Annotated in this window: 12 protein-coding genes; 2 read left to right on the forward strand and 10 right to left on the reverse strand. The window is 54.0% G+C overall.

Annotated features, from left to right (window positions below; all coding sequences use genetic code 11):
- Positions 1–534: 534 nt before the first annotated feature.
- The 9 genes from H7U12_RS10550 to H7U12_RS10590 all read right to left on the reverse strand — a co-directional run bounded on the left by H7U12_RS10550 (position 535) and on the right by H7U12_RS10590 (position 16,710).
- Positions 535–1,920 (reverse strand): aminopeptidase P family protein, encoded by a 1,386-nt coding sequence (locus H7U12_RS10550; RefSeq protein WP_186637217.1) that lies wholly within the window; start codon positions 1,918–1,920, stop codon positions 535–537.
- Between the two features lie 171 nt (positions 1,921–2,091).
- Positions 2,092–5,277: a glycoside hydrolase family 2 TIM barrel-domain containing protein gene (locus H7U12_RS10555; RefSeq protein WP_186637166.1), complete on the reverse strand. Its 3,186-nt coding sequence runs from the start codon at positions 5,275–5,277 to the stop codon at positions 2,092–2,094.
- 345 nt (positions 5,278–5,622) lie between these two features.
- Complete coding sequence (locus H7U12_RS10560) at positions 5,623–7,602, reverse strand: glycoside hydrolase family 97 protein (protein WP_186637170.1); 1,980 nt, start codon at positions 7,600–7,602, stop codon at positions 5,623–5,625.
- Positions 7,603–7,708: 106 nt separating this feature from the next.
- Positions 7,709–9,922 (reverse strand): S9 family peptidase, encoded by a 2,214-nt coding sequence (locus H7U12_RS10565; RefSeq protein WP_186637172.1) that lies wholly within the window; start codon positions 9,920–9,922, stop codon positions 7,709–7,711.
- 163 nt (positions 9,923–10,085) lie between these two features.
- On the reverse strand, positions 10,086–11,858 hold the full coding sequence (locus H7U12_RS10570; RefSeq protein ID WP_186637174.1) for a DUF885 family protein: 1,773 nt from the start codon (positions 11,856–11,858) through the stop codon (positions 10,086–10,088).
- A 93-nt stretch (positions 11,859–11,951) separates the two neighbouring features.
- The gene (locus H7U12_RS10575) at positions 11,952–13,199 is read right to left on the reverse strand and encodes an NAD(P)/FAD-dependent oxidoreductase (protein ID WP_186637175.1); all 1,248 of its coding nucleotides are present in this window, start codon (positions 13,197–13,199) and stop codon (positions 11,952–11,954) included.
- A gap of 1 nt (position 13,200) precedes the next feature.
- Positions 13,201–14,202, reverse strand: coding sequence for a 4-hydroxyproline epimerase (locus H7U12_RS10580; RefSeq protein ID WP_186637177.1), 1,002 nt, complete (start codon positions 14,200–14,202; stop codon positions 13,201–13,203).
- 6 nt (positions 14,203–14,208) lie between these two features.
- Positions 14,209–15,663: an aldehyde dehydrogenase (NADP(+)) gene (locus H7U12_RS10585; protein WP_186637179.1), complete on the reverse strand. Its 1,455-nt coding sequence runs from the start codon at positions 15,661–15,663 to the stop codon at positions 14,209–14,211.
- Between the two features lie 114 nt (positions 15,664–15,777).
- Positions 15,778–16,710, reverse strand: coding sequence for a dihydrodipicolinate synthase family protein (locus H7U12_RS10590; RefSeq protein ID WP_186637182.1), 933 nt, complete (start codon positions 16,708–16,710; stop codon positions 15,778–15,780).
- Positions 16,711–16,896: 186 nt separating this feature from the next.
- Between H7U12_RS10590 and H7U12_RS10595 the strand changes: the two genes are divergently transcribed.
- The gene (locus H7U12_RS10595) at positions 16,897–17,805 is read left to right on the forward strand and encodes an AraC family transcriptional regulator (protein WP_186637184.1); all 909 of its coding nucleotides are present in this window, start codon (positions 16,897–16,899) and stop codon (positions 17,803–17,805) included.
- 96 nt (positions 17,806–17,901) lie between these two features.
- On the opposite strand, the gene H7U12_RS10600 is transcribed toward H7U12_RS10595, so the two are convergent.
- Positions 17,902–20,211 (reverse strand): S9 family peptidase, encoded by a 2,310-nt coding sequence (locus H7U12_RS10600; protein ID WP_186637186.1) that lies wholly within the window; start codon positions 20,209–20,211, stop codon positions 17,902–17,904.
- Positions 20,212–20,266: 55 nt separating this feature from the next.
- Between H7U12_RS10600 and H7U12_RS10605 the strand changes: the two genes are divergently transcribed.
- Positions 20,267–20,428: a hypothetical protein gene (locus H7U12_RS10605; RefSeq protein WP_186637188.1), complete on the forward strand. Its 162-nt coding sequence runs from the start codon at positions 20,267–20,269 to the stop codon at positions 20,426–20,428.
- Positions 20,429–20,688 lie beyond the last annotated feature (260 nt).

The following is a 20,688-nucleotide window of genomic DNA, read 5'->3' on the forward strand; positions in this document are numbered from 1 at the left end:
CAAATTTAGATTTCTGAAAGCACTTGCCCTGACCGGATATTAGCCGATGCTTCCACCATATTACCATGAAAGCCCCGCCAACTTCCAGTTTCCGGTTAAAAGCATGCTTTCAGAAAAACAGCCTAAAACCAGTGGCGGCAGCTTAAAAATGTGAGAAGAGAAATGGTTAGCCCCTAAAACGGAAGCGTATCAGGTAGAACCGTTAAGTTCTAAATCTATAGCTGGTTCAAGTTTCCAACTTGGACCTAACATGAGCTGAAGTTTGAAACTTCAGTGAGCCGTGAGGCTCAAAATAGACAGGAATGGCGATGCCTTCTCAAAAAAACCAAAACAGTGAAATAGAACGAAACAGACCTACCTTTTAGAAGAGGATAACAAAGGTTTCAACTACAGTTTGCTTGATTACTGCGCGGAGGCCGTACCTGTGCTTCTCACGCCGGGGCAACCACAAGGGATTGCCCCTACACATTGATCGAGAGGAGTCACCGTTTGACCGTTTTAGGCCTACTTTCTGAAAACAACCTAGAAACCGCCTCAGCGGGCAAACTGCCGGAATTCCTCCATGTTGCGGGGCAGCGGATTGCCCAGGACTCTACTTCCCTCCGGCGTGATCAGGAAATCTTCTTCTATTCTGATGCCGCCAAAATCTTTGTAGCCCGCTACTTGCTCATAGTTAATAAAGTCTGCATGCACCTTCTCCGCTGACCATAGTTCGATCAGATCAGGGTTGAAATACAGGCCGGGCTCCACGGTTAAAACAAAGCCGGGCTCCAAGGCGCGGGCCAGCCGCAGGGATTTCAGCCCGAATTGGGTGCTTTTGGTCTGATCCTCGGCGTAGCCCACGTATTCTTCGCCCAGGTCTTCCATGTCGTGGGTGTCCAGGCCCAGCATGTGGCCCAATCCGCAGGGGAAAAACAAGGCGTGTGCTCCCTGCGCCACGGCTTCCTGCGCGTCTCCCTTCATGAGGCCGAGGTGTTTCAGGCCTTCCGCCAGTTGGGTACAGGCTTGCAGATGCACGTCTTTGTACTTCACGCCGGGTTTCAGCATGGCGACTGCTTGTTCATAGGCTGTCATCATCACGGCATACATCTCCTTCTGCTTCGCCGAGAAAGAGGAACTGACGGGGAAAGTACGGGTCAGGTCGCCGGAATAATGCGTGGCTGAGGCCGCGCCGCAGTCCACCAGCACCAGTTGTCCCTCCTGTAACACGGTAGGGCTGTAATGGTTGTGCAGAATCTGTCCGTTGACAGTGAGAATGGTGGGGAACGCCAGGTTGCCGCCGCCTTTGATGGCGATGGATTGCAATTGTCCGGCTAGTTCAGCCTCCGTCATGCCCGCCCGGGCCAGCGTAGCCGCTGCAATTTGCATCTCCACGGTGGTGTTGATGCCTTTCTCAATTTCCGCTACTTCCTCCGGAGTCTTGATGGAGCGCTGCGCCACCACCGCCTTGATCAACGGCACCGAGGCCATTGACTTGATGGAGGCCGGTGCCGTTTGCAGCCAGGAACTGAGTTTCAACAGGTTCTCGGGCCGGTACGGCGGCAGGAAATGGATTTCGCGCTTTTTGGCTAAAGCGTGCTGAAAATAGGAATCCAGGGTTGCAAGCGGTTTGGTCAGACCTACCCCAATCTCGCTGGCCTGCTCCCGGATGGATTTCTGCGGCCCCATCCAGACGATGTCATCCGGCGTCAGTTCCTCCCCGAAAATAACCTCGGCATTCGCTTCTACATCGATCACCGCCACCAGCCCGGCGCGGTCAATCCCGAAGAAATACAGAAAGGTGCTGTCCTGCCGGAAATGGTACCAGTTGTCTTTGTAGTTCATACTGCTCTGCTCGTTGCCCAGCAGCACAATCAACCCACTTCCTACCTGTTTTTTCAGCCGATTTCTCCGGCTCACGTACGTTTCTTTGGTGAACATATTCTTATCGTCTATCAAATGCCCGCCCATTACCGGCAAGCACTTCTGGTCTGTAACATCGGGGCACCCGAATTCAACTGATTTCCTTCTGGATGATGGCAAGGCACCTCCTTCCGATGAACCTGTTTTAAGGCAAGTTTATAGAAAACGGCCCTAAAACGGTTCTCAAAACTACTTACTTTTCAGCTGGGCCTGAGCGCCTGCTGCGCCCTTAACGGGCTTGATCAGGAACTGCACGTCATAGGAGGCATAGGGCATCCGGTACTTTTCCAGCGGCCAGGAGCGCCAGCTGTCCACCCCTCCTACGCCCATTTGCGCGGCGTCTATGCTGAGTTGCGTCTGGGGCCGGGGTTTCAGTTCGCGGGCGTGCCGCTGCTGTTTCTCGTCTCCGTCGTCTAAGTCCTGGTCAAAGTAATGCAGGGCACTGATGCTGAGCGGGGTCTCTGACGTCACCAGCAACCCGTTACCGGCGCTATTAGTCACTTTGTACCAGCGCACGTCGGTCTTGTTCCCGGTCTCCTGCGGACGCACGTACGGAAAATACTGCTCCGCGACAGTTTGTTTGTACACCCCCAGGTGCGCACTGTAATTGCGGTCCTGGTAGTTCTCGTGCGGACCTCGGCCGTAGAACTCCACGGCGTTGAAGCCGGCGGGCAGAATCCACTGCATCCCGAAGCGGGGCAACATGGCTACTTTCTTGGTGGTGTCGGCTTGCAGGTGTTGCCGCACCAGTAGCTCGCCGGCGCTGTTCACGCGGTACTGCATGGATAATTTTCCGGATACATCCGGCAGCATGTACACCGCCTCCACCGTCGCCACATTGTTTTGAACCGAGGACGTCAACTTTTGCAGTTTGGCTTGTTGGGGGGCAGTTTTCCAGGCTTTCAGTTTGGTTTGCAAACCCGCGCCGTAATCGTTGTCGTTGGGCGCACGCCAGAAATTGCTTTTCAGCCCGGCACCCTCTTCCAGATACCGCACGCCCTCTACCACGTACTGGTTTAGCCAACCCGTCTGCTTGTCAAAGCTGATGGCCCCGGAAGCCAGCGCAATGGTCAGCGCGTTCGCCGATTCTTGCACGTGCAGGGCTGCCTTTCCTTTCAAAGCCAGCTGCTGCGGAGCTTTCTTGCGCAATACTAACTGCTCCGTGGCCACAATATGACCGGCCGCTACCAGGGGTTCGGCGTTCTTGAGTTTGTAGGTCAGGTTCAGGAAGGCTTCGCCGGAGGCGGGTAGTTTCACCGGCACTTTTACTTGGGCTGTTTTCTGCGGACCAACCTTCAGATTGGAGATCACCCCAGATTTCTTTTTGACACCATCCACCACCAGTTCCCACTCCAGTTTTACGTTCTCCAGACCGGTGAACAGCTTCTCGTTGTACACCGAAATGGTGGTGGGGTTCACCAACGTGGAATGGATGTCCTGGTACACTTTCTTCATTTCCCAGGCGTGCGGATAGGGTTCTCGGTTGGCGTAAAAGATGCCGTTGCAGAGGAAGTTCTTGTCTGAGGGGATGTTTCGGTTTTTGGGGCCATAATCGCCGCCGTAGGTGTAAATGGTGTCGCCGGCGGCATTCACTTCCTGAAACGCCTGATCCACGAAATCCCAGATGAAGCCGCCCTGGAACGCGTGCTTGTTTTCCCGGATGAGCTTCCAATAATCCGTGAAATTGCCTAAAGAGTTGCCCATCGCGTGCGCGTATTCACACATGATGAAGGGCCGCTCCGGCGCGGGGTTGGCTTTGGCGTAGGCGGCCATGCCTTCGGGTGTGGGGTACATGGGCACAATGGCGTCTGAGTTCCACTCCCAGGTAAAGGTCTTGTAATCGGCCACGGCACGCTCGTACTGCACCGGACGAGAGGTATCGCGGGCTTTCATCCAGAGGTACGACTCGTAGAAATTATAGCCGTTTCCAGCCTCGTTTCCCATACTCCAGACAATAATAGACGGATGGTTCTTGTCGCGTTCCATCATGCGTTGCACCCGCATCAGGTGCGCATCTACCCAAGAAGGTTTATTGGCCACGGTTTTGGTGATGTCATAGCCCATGCCATGGCTCTCGATGTTGGCTTCGTCTACCACGTACAGACCGTATTCATCGCAGAGCTCGTACCAGTACTCATCGTTGGGATAATGGCTGGTGCGCACCGCGTTGATGTTGAACTGCTTCATGAGTTTGATGTCGCGCAGCATGGCTTCTTTGGAGATGGTCTGCCCCGTTTTAGGATCAGTCTCGTGGCGGTTCACGCCTTTCACCAGCACCGGTTTCCCGTTCACCAGCAGCTTTCCGCCTTTGATTTCTACCTCTCTAAAACCTACCCGCTGCGGGATGATCTCGGTGACATTCCCCTGCCCGTCTTTCAGCCGGATGATGGCATGATACAGGTTCGGGGTTTCAGCCGACCATAGTTTGGGAGCATTCACCGCTAGATTGAAAACGGCGGAGTCTGAGGTAAAGATGATTTGCTGTTGCTTGATGAGCTTCTTGCCATCCAACAATTGGAAATCGGCGGAGATGGGTTGCACGGGTTTCTGGTTCAGGTTGAGTTTCACCCGGAGGGAAGCGTTTTTGTAAGCATCGTCTAAACTGGGCACGAGTTCCACATCATACAGGTGCACCGGGTTACGGGCCAACAGGTAACAGTCGCGGGTGATGCCGCTGACGCGCCACATGTCCTGGTCTTCCAGGTAGGTGCCGTCACACCAGCGCATGAGTTTCAGGACAATCAGGTTCTTGCCGGGTTTTAGGTAAGATGTGACATCGAAATCAGAGGGAAGTTTGCTGTCTTCGCCGTAGCCCACGTAGGTGCCGTTCACCCACACCGCCAGATTGGATTTGGCCGCCCCGATGTGCAGCACCACCTGCTTGCCTTTCCAGTTCTGGGGCACCGTGATCTCGCGGCGGTACACAGCGGTGGGGTTCTCCTGCATAGGCACCACCGGCGGATTGGGTTGCATGAGGTAGGTAAACTCAAAGCCGGCGCTGGAGTAGATAGGAAAGCCGTAGCCGTTCACTTCCCAGTTGCCCGGCACCGGAAAGGTCTTCCATTGGCTATCGTTAAAGTCAGTCGCCTCGAAACGCGCGGGCAGATCGGCGGGGTTCTCCACCCAATTAAATTTCCAGTCGCCGTTCAGGTTCAGGTAATTGGCCGATGATTTCCAGTCCGCTTTCTGCAAGGCCGCTTCTGACTCATACACCTCGTACGAGCTGCGCATGGGCATTCGGTTCTCTTCGTTGCGGCGTTCATCCAACCACAAGGGCACCTGCGCATGCGCCGCAGAGAAGGCGAAGAAGAAAACCAGGAAAGCTACTCTTCGGAAAAGAGAAAGCAGCAAAGCAGGGGAAAAATAAAAAATCATAATGTTACTCAAATGGTGCCAGCTTGGGCTTTGAAGCAGTTTTACTAAAACGAGGCCAAAAACAGGCAGAAATTATCTGTTAGTAGAATGTTGTTTTAATTAGAATGTAGTTTCGGATTTAACCTACTCCCGCCGCTTTTATCAAGTCAATCGACTAAAATCAGCTTACCTTCTCTTCTCATTGTCATCCTGAAAGGATCTTGTGGGCGAGCGGTAGTAGCGCCTAAACCAAGCTTCACAAGTTCGCCCACAAGATCTTTCCAAGATGACAAGAGGTGTGATTTAACTTGCATCACTACCTAGTTTAAGCCAACCTTTCGAAAATCAGACCTAAAACGGATAGCCTTATTCTACCGGTCTCAGGATGGCCGACCAGCCGCCGCCGCCACTCATTTTTACCTGGATCGTCTCTCCGGCCTTCACGGGTCTGGTTTCGATTATATAATCCTGCGGATGACGGTCGGCGTTGATGCCATCGCGGAGCACTTCCATTTGGTACGCTTTTCCGTCCAGGAACGTGAGCGGGATATTCAGGTCGCGGGCATCCCAGTTGGTCATGCCCCCGATGTACCAGTTCTTCCCGTGTTTCCGGGCCATGGCCACGTACTCCCCGGATTTCCCGGCCAGCGCCACGGTTTTGTCCCAGGTGGTGGGTATCTGGCTGATGAACCTGGTGCACTCCGGGTCTTTGAGGTAATTGGTGGGGCTATCGGCCAGCATCTGCAGCGGGCTTTCATAGATCACGTACATGGCTACCTGGTGCGCGCGCGTGCCCTGGCTCATAGGTTGGTTGAACACGTCTTTAAAACCGATTTTGGTGGTGTTCACCATCGCGCCGGGCGTGTAGTCCATCGGCCCGGCTACCATGCGGGTGAAGGGCAGCGTGACATTGTGCGTGGGCGTGATGATGTCGCTCCATTTGTTGCTTTCCAGGCCTTTCACGCCCTCGTAACTCAGTACATTGGGGTATTTCCGGTTCAGGCCCACGGGTTTGTAGGCACCGTGCAGATCGACGAGCAATTGGCGTTGGGCGGCGGCTTTGGCCACGCGTTCATAGTAGTTGACCATGTACTGATCGCCACGGGCCATGAAATCCACCTTCACGCCTTTCACGCCCCATTTCACAAACTGGTCCAGAATCTTGTCAATGTCTTTGTCCAGCGTATTCCACAGGGCCCACAAGATCACACCTACTTTTTTGCTGTTGGCGTACTGCATGAGCGCCGCCAGGTTCAGGTCTTTGTTTGGGGCCATCAGGTTGGTAGTGGCCGCCGACCAGCCCTCGTCCAGGATGATGTACTCTAAGCCGTATTGGGCAGCGAAGTCGATGTAGTATTTGTAAGTATCGGTATTCACACCGGCCCTGAAATCCACGCCGTACACGTTGTTGAAGTTGTACCAGTCCCAGGCTACTTTGCCGGGTTTGATCCAGGCCGTTTGGCTTAGTGTATTGGGAGTCGCCAGTTTATACACCATGTCCGTTTCCAGCAGGCCTTTGTCATCGGTGACGATGAGCGTGCGCCACGGGAAGGTTCTTTTGCCCGAGGTCCGGGCGATGTACTCAGCCTTGCGGGTGATCTGTTCGTTTCGGTCGCTGTTGCCTTTCAGCTTTGATTCCAGTATCACCTTGGGGAAGGCCGAGGTCAACTGAGAACTTCCGGTCCCGAAGAGGAACAGGTTCGGGTAATCATACAAATCGGCTTCTGAAATCAGCACTTTCGTTCCTTTGCCCGAGGTGAACAGCAAGGGCAGGTACCCGTATTGCTGGCTGCCGATGGAGGCCAGCGTGGTGTCTTTGAACGTAGCCTCGTAATGCGATTGAAACTCGGGGTCAGATTCCTGGGGCCAGTACACCTGGTAATTGCCTCCCAGCTGGAAGTTGGCTGTTTCGTGCTGCACCTCTATTTCATTGGCGGGAAGGTTGGTCTCGAAGCGGTACGCGGCACCGTCGTTATACGCCCGGAAATGCACCACGTAGCCGCCTTTGCACTGCAGTTTCAGTTCGTTGTAGACATCCGGGATCAAGCGGTTTTTCACTGGCACCACCGCCGTAATCGTCTCCTTCACCGATTTCCGGCTATCCTTCTGCACCACCGGGTTCACGCCCAGCTTCTCCCCGGAGATCAGGGTCATGCTCAACGGACTCGGCAACAGCACCGTCTCCCCTTTCCGGATCACCGACCATTTGATCACATCGGTGACACTTACCTTTACCTGAATGGTTTTGTCTGGCGAGGTGAGCAGATAGTCTTTCGCGGAAGTGACGGTGCCGGTGCACCAGAGGGCCACCAGTAACAGAATTTTCCCGAGGAGATTGATTTTCATAGCGGAGGATTGGTTCATCACGGTTGGATACAGGCGGTTTTAAGGCCGGTTTCGTTAAAACTGCCTCAAAACAAACGTAGCTTATTTTCCGGTCTTCTGAGATTTTCTAGCGACCGCCCGGAGGGCAGTATTGCTTCAGATAATTGGTAAACAAAGTGGCCAAATGCTGCGAGGTTCCTTCCCCTTCCGAGATACTGTGCGACCGGTTGGGGTATGGCATCATCTGAAACTGCTTGTTGTGCTTGATCAGTTCGTTGATGAGCTGCTCGGCGTTGTTGTAGTGCACGTTGTCGTCGCCGGTGCCGTGGATGTAAAGCAGGTTGCCTTTCAGGTTTTTGGCGTGCGTAATGGGCGAGCCGTTCACGAAATCTTCCAGGTTCTCCTGCGGAAGGCCCATGTAGCGCTCTTGGTAGATGTTGTCATATGTAAGCTGATTGCCCACCGCCGCCACCGAAATGCCGGTTTTGTAGATCTGCGGATATTGGAAAAGCAGGTTAAGGGTAGCCGAGCCGCCGCCGCTCCAGCCCCACACCGCCACCCGGGAAGTATCCAGGAAAGGCTGTTTCAGGATCTCCTGCGCGGCCATCGCCTGGTCTTTGATGTTGAGGTTTCCTACTTTGCGGTAGATGCTTTTGCGCCAGTCTCTGCCCTTAGGTCCAGGCGTTCCCCGGTTATCCACGGACACGTACACGTAGCCATCCTGCGCCATGCTGCCCTTGTAGAGATTGTTCATGCCGGTGCCGTAGCTGTCCAATACCGTTTGACCGGCGGGCTCGGTGTAGACCTGGAACACCACCGGGTATTTCTTCTTCGGGTCGAAGTTGGTGGGCTTTACCATCCAGGCATCCATCTCCACGCCCTCGGAGGTTTTCACCTTTAAGAACTCCACCGGAGAATTGGCTTTGTTAGATTGAGCCAGCGCCTGCTCTACCGCGCTGGTGCCACCCAGGGCTTTATGGTCGGGCAGGGAAATGGATTCCGAGGCGGGTCTGGTGTAATGGTTGGAGAAGCTGTGGAAGGCGAACTTGGCGTTGGGTGACACGGTGTACTGGTGCGTACCGGGTTGCGAAACCGGGGAAAGCCGCTCCAACTTGCCTTTGCCGTTCAGAGCCACGCGGTACAGGTATTTCTGCGTGGCATTTTCCGGCGAAGCCATCACATACACGTAGCCCTCCGGCTCGTTCACGTTCACGATGGACATCACGTCATAGTTGCCCTTGGTGATCAGGGATTCTTTTTTCCCGTCGCGACTCACGCGGTACAGGTGGCGCCAGCCGTCTTTCTCGCTCGCCCACAAAAACTCTTTCCCGTTGCTGAGCCAGTCCCAGCCGCCGTTGCTGTAATTGCTGTCCCAGGTGGAAATCACATCAATCCAGGCCTTGTCTTTCTCGGAGTGGATGTTGGTGGCTTTGCCGGAAGTAGCGTTGCAGAGGAACAGCTTGCTCTCGTTCTGCTTGCGGTTCAGTTGCTGCAAAATGATTTCGTTCGCGTTGGCCGCCCACTCCATGCGCGGCACGTAATTCTGCTGAGGGTCTCCGGGCACGTCCATCCATTTGGTAGCGCCTGCGGCCACGTCAATCACCCCAATTTTGTAGGGCGAAGGGGCTTCTCCGGCCGAGGGATATTCTACGGGCAATACTTTGGAGTACACGCCATCGGTGAGGTTGAACATGAAATAGTCTTTCACGTCTGAGGCATCTATCTGCCAGAACGCGATCTTCTTGCTGTCGGGGCTCCAACGGAAACCATCGCGGCAGGCGAACTCTTCTTCATAGGCCCAGTCAAAGGTGCCGTTGATGCGTTTGCGGGTTCCGTCTTGGGTGAGTTGTTTTACTTGTTGCGAGGCGATGTCCTCCGAAAAGATGTTGTTCTCGCTCACGTACGCCACCTGTTTGCCGTCAGGCGAGAACTTGGCGAACATCAGCGAGGAGACCGGACGACCAGCGCCCAGCTGCTGCAGTTTCTTGGTTTGGCGGTTATAGACCCAATAGTGGCCGCGGGTGTGGTAGCGCCATACTTTCTGGGTGTTGGTGAAGAGTAGCACTTTATGCTCATCGTCAGAGAACGCGAAACTGCGCACCTTCAACGGCTCGGTTTTCCCGGCAGGCACCAACTGGCTCTTCTCCACCAGCACCTGTTTGGTTTTGCCCGGCAAGGTATAGGCGGTGATGTTCCCCTCCTCCGGCACCACATAGGTATTGCCCGTCTTAAGCCAAAACACGCCGCCGCGCTGTTGCGCAAAACCCGGCAGGCCCAAAGCCAAAAGTAGAACGAGTAAAAGGAAAAGCGATCTCTGTAAAGCGGAATGTAATCTAGTCATATCTCTTTAGCTGATGATGCATCTGCCGTATCATGTATTTTAAAAGAGCCTCCAGATGCCCATTTTGGACAAAGCTTGTTTTCAGGGCTCTTTTCCTGAAAGTAGCCCGAAAACAAGCTTTGAAATAGGATGCCGCACTTCGGATTTTAAATCGTGAGCCTACCTATTTTCTGGAAGCGGATTTGCCGTTGGCGTTCCCGTAGAAGCGCCAGTTAGAAACAAAATCTTTGGGCAGTTGCTGGTTAAGCAGAATGGCGCGGACCATCTCCACGGGTAGGTTGTTTTCCTGGATGATAGCGTCATGGAACTGCTTGTTGGTCATTTTACCGGTCTGCACGAGTTCCTTTTGCAAGGCGTAGAATTGCAGTCCGCCAATCATGTAGGCCAGCTGGTACAACGGGCTGTACCGACCTTCAAAAGAGCGGCGCACCTCGCCCTCGGCATTCGCGCGTTCGTGGCCCACACGGTCCACCAGAAAATCGATGCACTCTTGTGGCGTCCATTTGCCCAGGTGGTAATTTAAGGAGAAGATGATGCGGGCGCAGCGGTGCATCCGCCAGAAAAGCATGCCTACGCGGTCTTCGGCGGAGCGCGGAAACTTCTGGTCCCAGAGCAGCATCTCCCAGTAGAGCGACCAGCCTTCGGTCCAGAAAGGCGTGTTGAAGTCTCGGTAGGCTTTGTAACGATCATTCATGAAGCCCTGCAGGTGGTGTCCGGCAATGAGTTCATGGTGCACGGTGGCGCGGGAGAAATGCGGGTTATTGCCGCGCATGCTCATGAGTTTGTCTTCATGGGCCATGGTGCTGGTGGGGTACGAGATGATGAACGTCTCGCCGCCCAGGAAAAAAGGGTTTACCAACTGCCGCTCAGGGCTCATCATCTGCATGCGCCAGGTTTCCTCCGCCACGGGCGGAATGGTGATAAGGTCTTTCTCTTTCAGGAACGCCACCGACTGGCTGTAGAGATCCAGCATGGCCTCGGGCTGCTTGCCGGCCGGCACGTACAGGTTCTTGACTTTCTCCAAGGCCGCATGCCAGTCTTTGCCGAAGCCCATCTCCTGCGAGGCCTTCAGCATCTCCTGGTCGCACCAGGCAAATTCCTTGTTGGCAATGTCAATTAGCTCCTCGGGCGTGTAGGGGATCATCTCAAACTGCAGCTGCCGGATGAGTTCATCCTTCCCGATGGGGTTGCCCACAATGCCGCTCTTATCTATCTTCTGGCCTTTGGCGGGAACCTTGCCTTTCTTCTCGGCCAGCGCCGCGTACTGGGTGAGCAGACTGTCTACTTTTTTGTAAGGTTCTTTGGTCCACCAACTGAAGCTGGGCTCGTAGTCATAGTAGAAGGTGTAGACACTTTTGAGGGCATCCTTCAGGTCCAGCGTTACGCCTTGCAACCGGTAGGCCAGGTCCCGGTCTAAACGTGGTTCAGCCTCCAAAGCGGTTTTGGAAGCGGTCAGGCTTTTCTCGATCAGATTCAGTTCGGCGGCAATTTTCTGGCCGTCCACGTTGAGGCCGCGGCGGCGGGGTTTCTCCAGGGCGTAGATTTTCTCGGCGAAGGGTACCCATTTGCTGATTTGGCTGTACTCCTTGGCGGCCACATCCAGCAGGCGCAACTCCTCGGCCAAGTTGCGTTTGGTGAGCTGGTAGTCTACCCGGCTACCGGTGTTCAGCTGGTCGTAGTTGAGCGTGTTGAGCTGTTGCTGGTATTCCTGGTATAGTTTCTGAAAACGGGCTGTAAACTCAGGCGAGTTTTCCATGAAATAGAAGCGCCGCAGACTCCCTTCATCGGCTTTCAGTTTTACCAGCAGGTTGTTTACCTCGCTTGTCTGCTCGTAGAGCACATTGGGGTTCTGGGCAAACGTGGCTCCCGAACTCAGGAGGGTAAAGGCAAGGGGTAAAAAAGAAAGCTTCAGGAAACGGGGGCAACGGTGGGTCATGGTTTTCAGAAAGGGCTTAAGGGTCTTGGGTGAACAGGGTAAGCGCATTTCGGGGGTTCCCCTCTCCTTGGGAGAGAGGAACCTACAAAGAAGTTAACTGTACCGGTCCGGCGAGAAGGCGTCTATGCCGACAGATGATTTCCGGTTCATAAGTTCTTCGGTGAGCAGCTTTCCGGTGGCGGGCGCCAGGCTGAGGCCCATCATACTGTGGCCAGTGCCAAACAGCACATTATTCCAGCGGCTGGTAGCGCCAATATAGGGCAAACCATCCGGTGAGCACGGACGCAGCCCGCTCCAGATTTTGTCCTTTTCCGGAAAATCGGCCTGAAAACCGCCGTAGTATTTTGAGATGGCATTGTGAATGCCTTTTACCCGGTTCAGGTTGATGCTGGCGTTGTCATTGGTGATTTCCATGGTGCCGCCAAAACGCACCTGGTCCCCGAAAGGCGTCACCGCCACGCGGGCCTCGGTGAGGATGGCCGGACGCTGAATGGCGGGTGAATTCTTGGTTAAGAAGCTGTAGCCTTTGCCGCCCAGCATAGGCATGGTGATCTTGAGTTTACGGGCTACCTCGCCAGCCCAATTGCCGGCCGCGATGATGACCTGGTCAGAGGCAAACTCTCCTTTGTCGGTGATGACAGAGGTGACAGTACGCCCCGAGGTGGCAAAATCCAGGACCTCGGCGTGACGCACAATTTTCACCCCTTTTTGTTCTAAGTGCCGCACCAAATACGCGTGCAGCTGCGAAGGATTCAAATGGGCATCACCGGGAAAAAAGACCCCGCCGCGCACGTCCATTCCGGCATGCGGCTCCAGTTGCTTCACTTCGTCCGGCGAGAGGATTTCAGTTTCCAGACCGTGCTTGCGAGCCAGGTGCGCGAACTCTACTTCCTCATGAGCTGCTTCCTCCGATTTATAGAGCATTAAGAGCCCTTTTTCCTGAAAGCCCACTTCCGGTGAGTTGTGCTTCCCGGCGAAGTCCACGTACAGGTTTTTGCTGTACAAACTCAGGTTTTTCAGGTAAGGAATGCTGTACTCCACATGCTTTTTAGTGGCCGCTTTGTAGAACAGCAGGCACCACTGCGCCAGGCGCAAATCCAGTTTGGGGTGGATGTAAAACGGGCTGGTAGAAGAAAGCATCCACTTCATGCCTTTGGCGATGATGCCCGGTGAGGCCAGCGGCACAATGTGGCTGGGCACAATCATGCCGGCATTGCCAATAGAGCAGCTGTTAGACAGATCTCCTCTGTCTACAATGGTAACCTCGAAGCCTTCATCAGACAAATAGTACGCGGTAAAAAGGCCGATGATGCCGCCCCCTACAATGGTAACTCTACTCATATTAAATCACTTGGAATCCGTGAACATAAGGGTCTTCGTCATCAAAAAAGATGGTGTTGAGACCCGTAACAATGGCCCAGCCTTCAATGCCGGGCAGAATGGCGGGTTTGCCGGCGACAGTGGTTTCGCCCTCAATGGTGCCGTTGAAGATAGACCCAATGTAGCTTTCATGCACAAACACGTCGCCCGGTTTCAACTTGCCTTTGGCGTACCACTGGGCCATGCGCGCCGAGGTTCCGGTGCCGCAGGGCGAGCGGTCAATGGCTTTGTCGCCATAGAAAACGGCGTTGCGGGCGGTGGAGGTTGGTTGCAGGGTATCACCGGTCCAGAGTACATGGCTCATGCCTTTGATGGTGGGGTTCTCCGGATGCACGAAGCTGTATTTCTCGTTCATGCGCTCCCGAATGACGCGGCTCCAGGAAATCAGTTTATCGGCGGTGAATTCCTGCAGGCCGGGGAAGTTCTCCTGCGGATCAATGATGCCGTAGAAATTTCCGCCGTAGGCTACGTCTATTTTCAGCTCGCCCAAATCAGGGCATTCTATCGTCAGACCTTCGGCTTCTAGATAAGAGGCCACATTGGTCAGCTTCACCGATTTTACCTTTTTGCCTTCCTGGGTATATTTAATTTTCACCAGGCCGGCGGGTGCCTCCAAACGCAATTCGCCGGGTGTTTTAGGTGTAATTAAGCCTTCTTCAATGGCGATGGTGACGGTCCCGATGGTGCCATGGCCGCACATGGGCAGGCAACCGCTAGTTTCAATGTATAAAACCGCGACATCATTTTCAGGATCATGCGGCGGGTACAAAATGCTTCCCGACATCATATCGTGGCCACGCGGCTCAAACATGAGGCCTTTCCGGATGTAGTCAAATTCCTGTAGGAAGTGCTGGCGCTTTTCGCTCATGTTGGCGCCCTGCAAAACAGGTCCGCCGCCCGCTACCAGGCGCACCGGGTTCCCGCAGGTGTGGGCATCAATACAGAAGAAGGTTTTTCTTGCCATAAAGGGTTAAAGGGGGTCTTTGGTGAACTGTCCATCCACGGTACGCCAGATGGAAAGGGGGTTCTGATCTTTTAATTCATCGGGCAGAAGTTCCTGCGGCGCCGATTGAAAGGTAATAGGCCGGGCGAAGCGCTTAATGGCGTTGGTACCCACCGAAGTACTGCGGCTGTCTGATGTAGCCGGGAATGGTCCGCCGTGGGTCATAGCCGGGCTTACCTCCACGCCGGTAGGCACACCAGCGAACAATAAACGACCGCATTTCTCGCGTACCGTGTCTACCAGGTTTCCAGCAGACGCTAATTCAGAGGTTGTTCCCCAAATAGTACAGGTCAACTGACCGAGCAGCACTTCGGCCGCCTGCTCCAGTTCTGCCATGTCGTTATAGGTCACTACCAACGTGAACGGCCCGAAGACCTCTTCCTGCAACGCGGTATTTTTCAGCCACTCCTGCGCCGTAGTTCTGGCCAGAGCTGCGTTACCGGTCAGTACATCTTCCTCTGCTGTGACAAGGGTCTCCACTCCGCTTTCAGCCAATAGCCTGGTCAGGCCTTGGTAGTAGTTCTTGGAGATGCCTTCGTGCAGCATTTTATCGCCGGCAGATTCGCTCAGTTTTTGCGAAAGGAGGTCTAAAAAGGCTTCGGTGGTTTGTGACTGCGGATAGAACACCAGACCCGGACAGGTACAGAATTGCCCCACGCCTTGCAACACCGAGGCGGCTGCTTGTTCCGCCAAAGTAGCAGTTTCCGCTTCAGCTTTCTCGGGCAGCACAAAAATGGGGTTGATGCTTCCCATCTCGGCATAGACCGGAATGGGCTGTTCGCGTTGGCAGGCCTGGTCAAAGATGGCTTTGCCGCCTTTGTAAGAACCCGTGAAGGCCACTGCCTTAGTTTTAGGATGCTTTACCAGTTCCTGACCCACTTCAATTCCGCCGCTTACGTGCTGGAAAACCCCAGCCGGTAATCCGCATGCGCCCAACGCCTGCTGGATAGCGCCGAACACCATCTGGGAGGTTTTGGGGTGCCCCGGATGCTCTTTGTACACCACCGGGCAGCCCGCTGCCAACGCCGAAGCCGAGTCTCCGCCGGCCGTAGAAAAAGCCAACGGAAAATTACTGGCCCCAAATACCACTACTGGCCCCAAGGGGAACAGCATGCGGCGCAAATCTGCTCTGGGCAGCGGTTTTCTATCCGGTAAGGCCGGGTCAATGGTGGCCTCCAGCCAATCGCCCTTCTCCAGGAGATCAGCGAAGGCCTTGAGTTGGTTGATGGTCCGGCCCCGTTCTCCGGTAAGGCGTGCCAGGGGCAGATTGGATTCCTGGCTGGCTACCTGCAACAGTTCCTCGCCCAGATTTTCTATTTCGGTAGCAATTGCTCTCAGGAAAGAAGCTTTGGTCTGGGCGGGTGCCTTTTTATACAGATGAAATGCTTTTTCTGCGGTTTCAAGTACTTGGTCAAGCGGCATGCTTTGCATGGATTTTCGTGCTTTAAAATGTAGGTTCCTCTCAACTATTCAACCAGTCAGGCAGATTAAAAAGGAAAAGCTGGGCATATGCTCTCTCACACACGCCCAGCTTTATTACAGGGAAATCAACTCTTTCTCTTTTTTGAAGTCTGGCAAGGCCGGACGGTTCTCCAGGGCCTCGTGGATGATGGCAAGAACCTGCTCCCGCTCCGCTCCTTCCAGCGGCAGACGCGGCAGGCGAACGGCTTCGGTTCCTAAATTCGTGCAGACCTCGGCCAGCTTGATGTTCTGCACCAGTTTAGGATGCACGTCTAACTCCAGCAATGGGTAGAACCACCGGTTAATTTTCACGGCCTCGTCTAAGCGGCCCGCTTTTACCAGGTTGTAAATGGCAACCGTCTCGGCGGGGAAGGCACAAACCAAACCCGCTACCCAACCGTCGGCGCCCAGCACCAGGCTTTCCAGCGCGATGGTGTCCACCCCGGATAATATTTTGAATCTATCGCCGAAGCGGTTCTTCATTTTGGTGATGTTGCCAACGTCGCGGGTTGATTCTTTTACCGCCTGAATGTTCTCCTCAGAGGCAAGTTCTTCAAACATGTCCAATGTCACCAGAATGCGGTAGTCAACGGGGTTGTTGTAGATCATGATGGGCAGCGGCGTAGACTGGGCAACGGCTTTGAAATAAGCCACGGTCTCGCGGTCATCGGCTTTGTAGCGCATGGGAGGCAACAGCATAAGGCCACTGGCCCCGTTTTTACGGGCTTCCTCAGCCGCCTGAATGGCTTTGGCAGTAGACTGCTCGGCCACGTTCATGATCACGGGCACCTTTCCGCCCACGAAAGCGACGGTTTCCTTCACCAAAGTTGCTTTCTCTTCATCCGTTAAGGTGCTGGCTTCCCCTAAGGTCCCCCCTAAAATTATCCCCTCAACCCCGGCGTTCAGCTGAGCCTCAATATTGCTCAGAAAGGCGGGAATATCAAGTCGGTCATTCTCCGTGAACTTGGTGGTGACAGCAGGGAAAACTCCTTTCCATTGTACATTCATGGTGCGCTTTTTTAAAATGTTACTTATTTGATTTTAGGTTTCTATACCGGTATAAAAGCATAACAAAGCTAGATGATCTGGGATGAAGGAGATTCCTACATTTTACCCATTACTAATACAGGATTATCAATTATGTTAGCTAAATTTAGGAATGTTCTCTTTTTAATAATCTCTCCTACTAGACCCATGAAACCCTTACATTTCAAAATCCCGAAAACGTCAGGTGAGTCTGTCCGGATCCAATATGATGAACAGCGCCACTTCTATGAGAACCTGCATTTCCACCCAGAACTGCAGATCATGGTCATCTGCGAAAGCACCGGCACCCGCTTCATAGGAGACAGCATTGGCAGTTTCAAGGCGGGAGACATCGTCGTGTTAGGGTCAAACCTCCCGCACGTGTTCCGGAACGACAAAAAGTACTACGAACCGGACTCTGAACTCAAAGCCACTAACATCTCGGTGTTTGTGGACCTTGCGGCCTTTGAAAATAACATTTTATCGCTTCCCGAAGCGCATGCGCTCCAAAAATTATTGCTCAACAGCAAACGGGGCCTGCGGATACGGGGCGAAACCAAGAGAAAAGTGGCCGCCCTGATCCAGGAAATGCGTACGCTGAACGGGTTTGAGAAAATCATCCAGATCCTGATCATCCTGAACCTGCTCTCCCACTCACATGAGGTGGAGATGCTTTCCTCGGTGGGGTTCAACGCCAACCTCAATGAGTCTGACAACCGGAAGATCAATGATGTGTTCTCCTACATCATGAACAACTTCTCTGAAGACATCAAACTCACCGATGCCGCCAATGTGGCCAACATGAGCGTGAATGCGTTTTGCCGGTATTTTAAGCAACACACCCAAAAAACGTTTTCCCAGTTCCTGAACGAAATCCGGATTGGGCATGCCTGCCGCCTGCTGATTGAGGACAAATGGAACATCCGGGAGACGGCGTTTGAATGCGGATATGACAACATCTCGTACTTCAACCGGCAGTTCAAAGACATCACCAACCTCACGCCCACTGAGTTTGTGAAACTCCACCACACCCGGTTCACGAATGAATTCTCATTGGTGGAAAGCGTCAAAGGGTAAGCCCCGGCTGCTTATTTCACCCAAAACCCAAAAACGCTTCTAAAGACGGCAAGCCGTTTTAGAAGCGTTTTTGGGTTTTCAGGCGTAAAACAGAAGTTAGATTTTTTCCTGGTTATTGGTTTGCCAGGCGGGTGGGTCCAAGCCCAGCAAATGTTTCACGAAGAAATCGCGCCGCTTGTGCTCGCCGTAGTCACCGCCCGAGGAGTGGCCCATGCCGGGCACCATCAGAAAATCAAAGTTCTTGTTGGCTTTGATGAGGGCATCTACCAGTTGCAGCGTAGAGGCGGGGTCTACGTTGTCATCCATCTCGCCCAACACCAGCATCAGCTTGCCCTGCAGTTTATGCGCGTTGACCACGTTGGAAGACGCCGCGTACTCCGGCCCGATGGGAAAGCCCATCCACTGCTCGTTCCACCACATCTTGTCCATGCGGTTGTCATGGCAACCCGCCGAGGAAACCGCCACTTTGTAGAACTCGGGGTGGAACAGCAAGGCTCCGGCCGAACTCTGCCCACCGGCGGAGGTCCCGAAGATGCCCACCCGCGTCAGATCCAGCGAAGGATATTTCTGGGCGGCGGCTTTCATCCAGGCAATGCGGTCCGGGAAGCCGGCGTCTTTGATGTTTTTCCAGGCCACGTCCTGAAAAGCCTTGGACCGGTTTGAGGTCCCCATGCCATCCAATTGCACCACCACAAACCCCAGCTCCGCGAGCTCCTGCATGTGCCGCGACCCCGAATTAAAGGTTTTGGGCACAAACGAACTGTGCGGCCCGGCATAGATGTACTCAATCACGGGGTAAGTTTTGGCGGGATCAAAGTTGGTGGGCCGAACCAGGATTCCCCATATATCGGTTTTGCCGTCGCGGGCTTTGGCCGTAAACACCTCGGGGGCTTTCCATCCGGTTTTCTGCAACTCAGACGCGTCTGCTTTCTCCAGTTCCATCACCACTTTTCCGTCGGTAGCACTTCTGAGCACGGTCACCGAAGGCACATCTACCCGGGAGTACGTATCCACGAAATAGCGGAAGTCCGAGGAAAAGGTACCGGCGTGGTGGGCGTTCTCGCTGGTTAAGGCGGTGAGCCCCGTGCCGTCAAACTTCACCCGGTAGTACTGCACCAGATACGGGTCCTGCCCCGCCTCACGGCCACTGCCTTCAAAGAGGATGCTGCGGTTTTTCTCATCCACGTGTACTACCCTTCTGACCACCCAGTCGCCTTTGGTGATCTGGTTTTTGACCTGGCCCGTTTGGCCGTCATAGAGGTAAAGGTGGTTCCAGCCGTCGCGTTCAGACGTCCAGATGATTTCCTTGCCATCGGCTATGTCTTGTCTAAACCGCTTGCCGCTGTAGTCTAGGAAGGTTTTGCTTTCCTCCTTGATAAGGTCCCGCACTTTGCCGGTCTCGGCGTTCACTTCCAGCACTTTGTAGACCTGGTGCCCGCGTTGGTTATACTCCACGGTGAAGGCCTGCCCGCTTTTCCGCCAGTTGGGGTTAGAGAGGTCATACTGTTGCCCCATGCCAAACAGCGCAGGATCAACCGGCACTTGCCGTCTCTCGTCTACCAGAAAAAGCTGGGGTGCCCGCTGCGGCAGGGCATCGCCGGGTTTCAGATAATTGCGGGTATGCAGCTTAGGTTGCAGTTGGTCCAAAGGCGATGACTCCAGCAAGTACAGCAGATGCTCTTTGTTGGGCCGAACCCGATTGGTGGCCAGTTTCTTGGAATCTGGCGACCATTCTATGTTAGAGGAATAATATTCGCCTGCCGAGCCGTCAAAGCTGAGCTGGTATTCCTCTTTTTTGTTTGCCACCGACCGGATGTACACGTTGTGGTTTTTGATGAGCGCCTCCCACTTTTTATCCGGAGAAAGCACCGGCTTGTTGCCTACATCGCTCCAGCGGTCACCCCAGTAACGGTTGTTCCGCTCCTCGGCTTTGCCCAGGTTCTGCAATTTGTACGAGCCCAGCGGCGTGCGCCACTTGGTTCCGTCCACGATGAACTCCAGGGCTTTCCCCTCTTCCGCAAACGTGATCTCATTGAAGGGCAGGTTGTACGCGTCTACCGGTTTTCCTAAGGCGGCGGTGAGTTCTTTGGCGAGTTTCTGCTGGTCGAAGGCGGGTTTGCGGGAACGTTTCTGGGCATTGACCAGCACAAACTCCTTCCCTTTGGGTGTCTGCCGCGCGTACCAGAAAGCCTCTTTCCCCGCCTGCCAACTGAAGCGGGAGGGCGCGCAATACACCTTCGTGTTCATGGCCACCTTCATTTTCTCGGCCCGCTCATAATCGGCGGAGGTTCCCTGCGCCCGCAGCACACCGGAACTCAGCAGCGCGATTACGCAAATCAGAATCTGTTTTAGCCCGGAGGTGGCACCACACGGCCTGGCCTTGGTTGAATGGGGGGAACGATGCATTTCTGGAAGGGTTTAGAAGTTGTCTTCTGCAATTTGCCTGTAAAACAGCTATTTTATGTTCAGCATATTAGCAGCTCCTGATACAATATTAGCAGATCTGGAAGAGATGGTTTTTACTTCCGCCTGGACGGCGGATCACGCCACCTCTGCTAATGCGGCAGTAGCAAACAACCACGTTTTCCCGCGCTACGACCGTTCTGTTTTAAGCTTGATTTAGAACCTGTTTAATAAAGAAACAGCGATTAGCTTTTACCCTTGCTGTGTGTTCTCACCAGCAAGTGGGACGGCTCCTGTGCTGGGATTGTTGGTGAGAACACCAACAATGGCGGCTAATAGCCAATGGTGCCACTCTCCCACACAACGCCCGTTCTGTTTTAAGCCTAATTTAAAGAAAACAACCCCAAAACAGAACATAGGTTTACGGATTGAAATATGCTGACTACCTCACTCCTCCTAAAAGCAAAACTCTCCTCCGTT

The sequence above is a fragment of the Rufibacter sediminis genome, assembly GCF_014269285.1.
Lineage (GTDB): Bacteria > Bacteroidota > Bacteroidia > Cytophagales > Hymenobacteraceae > Nibribacter > Nibribacter sediminis.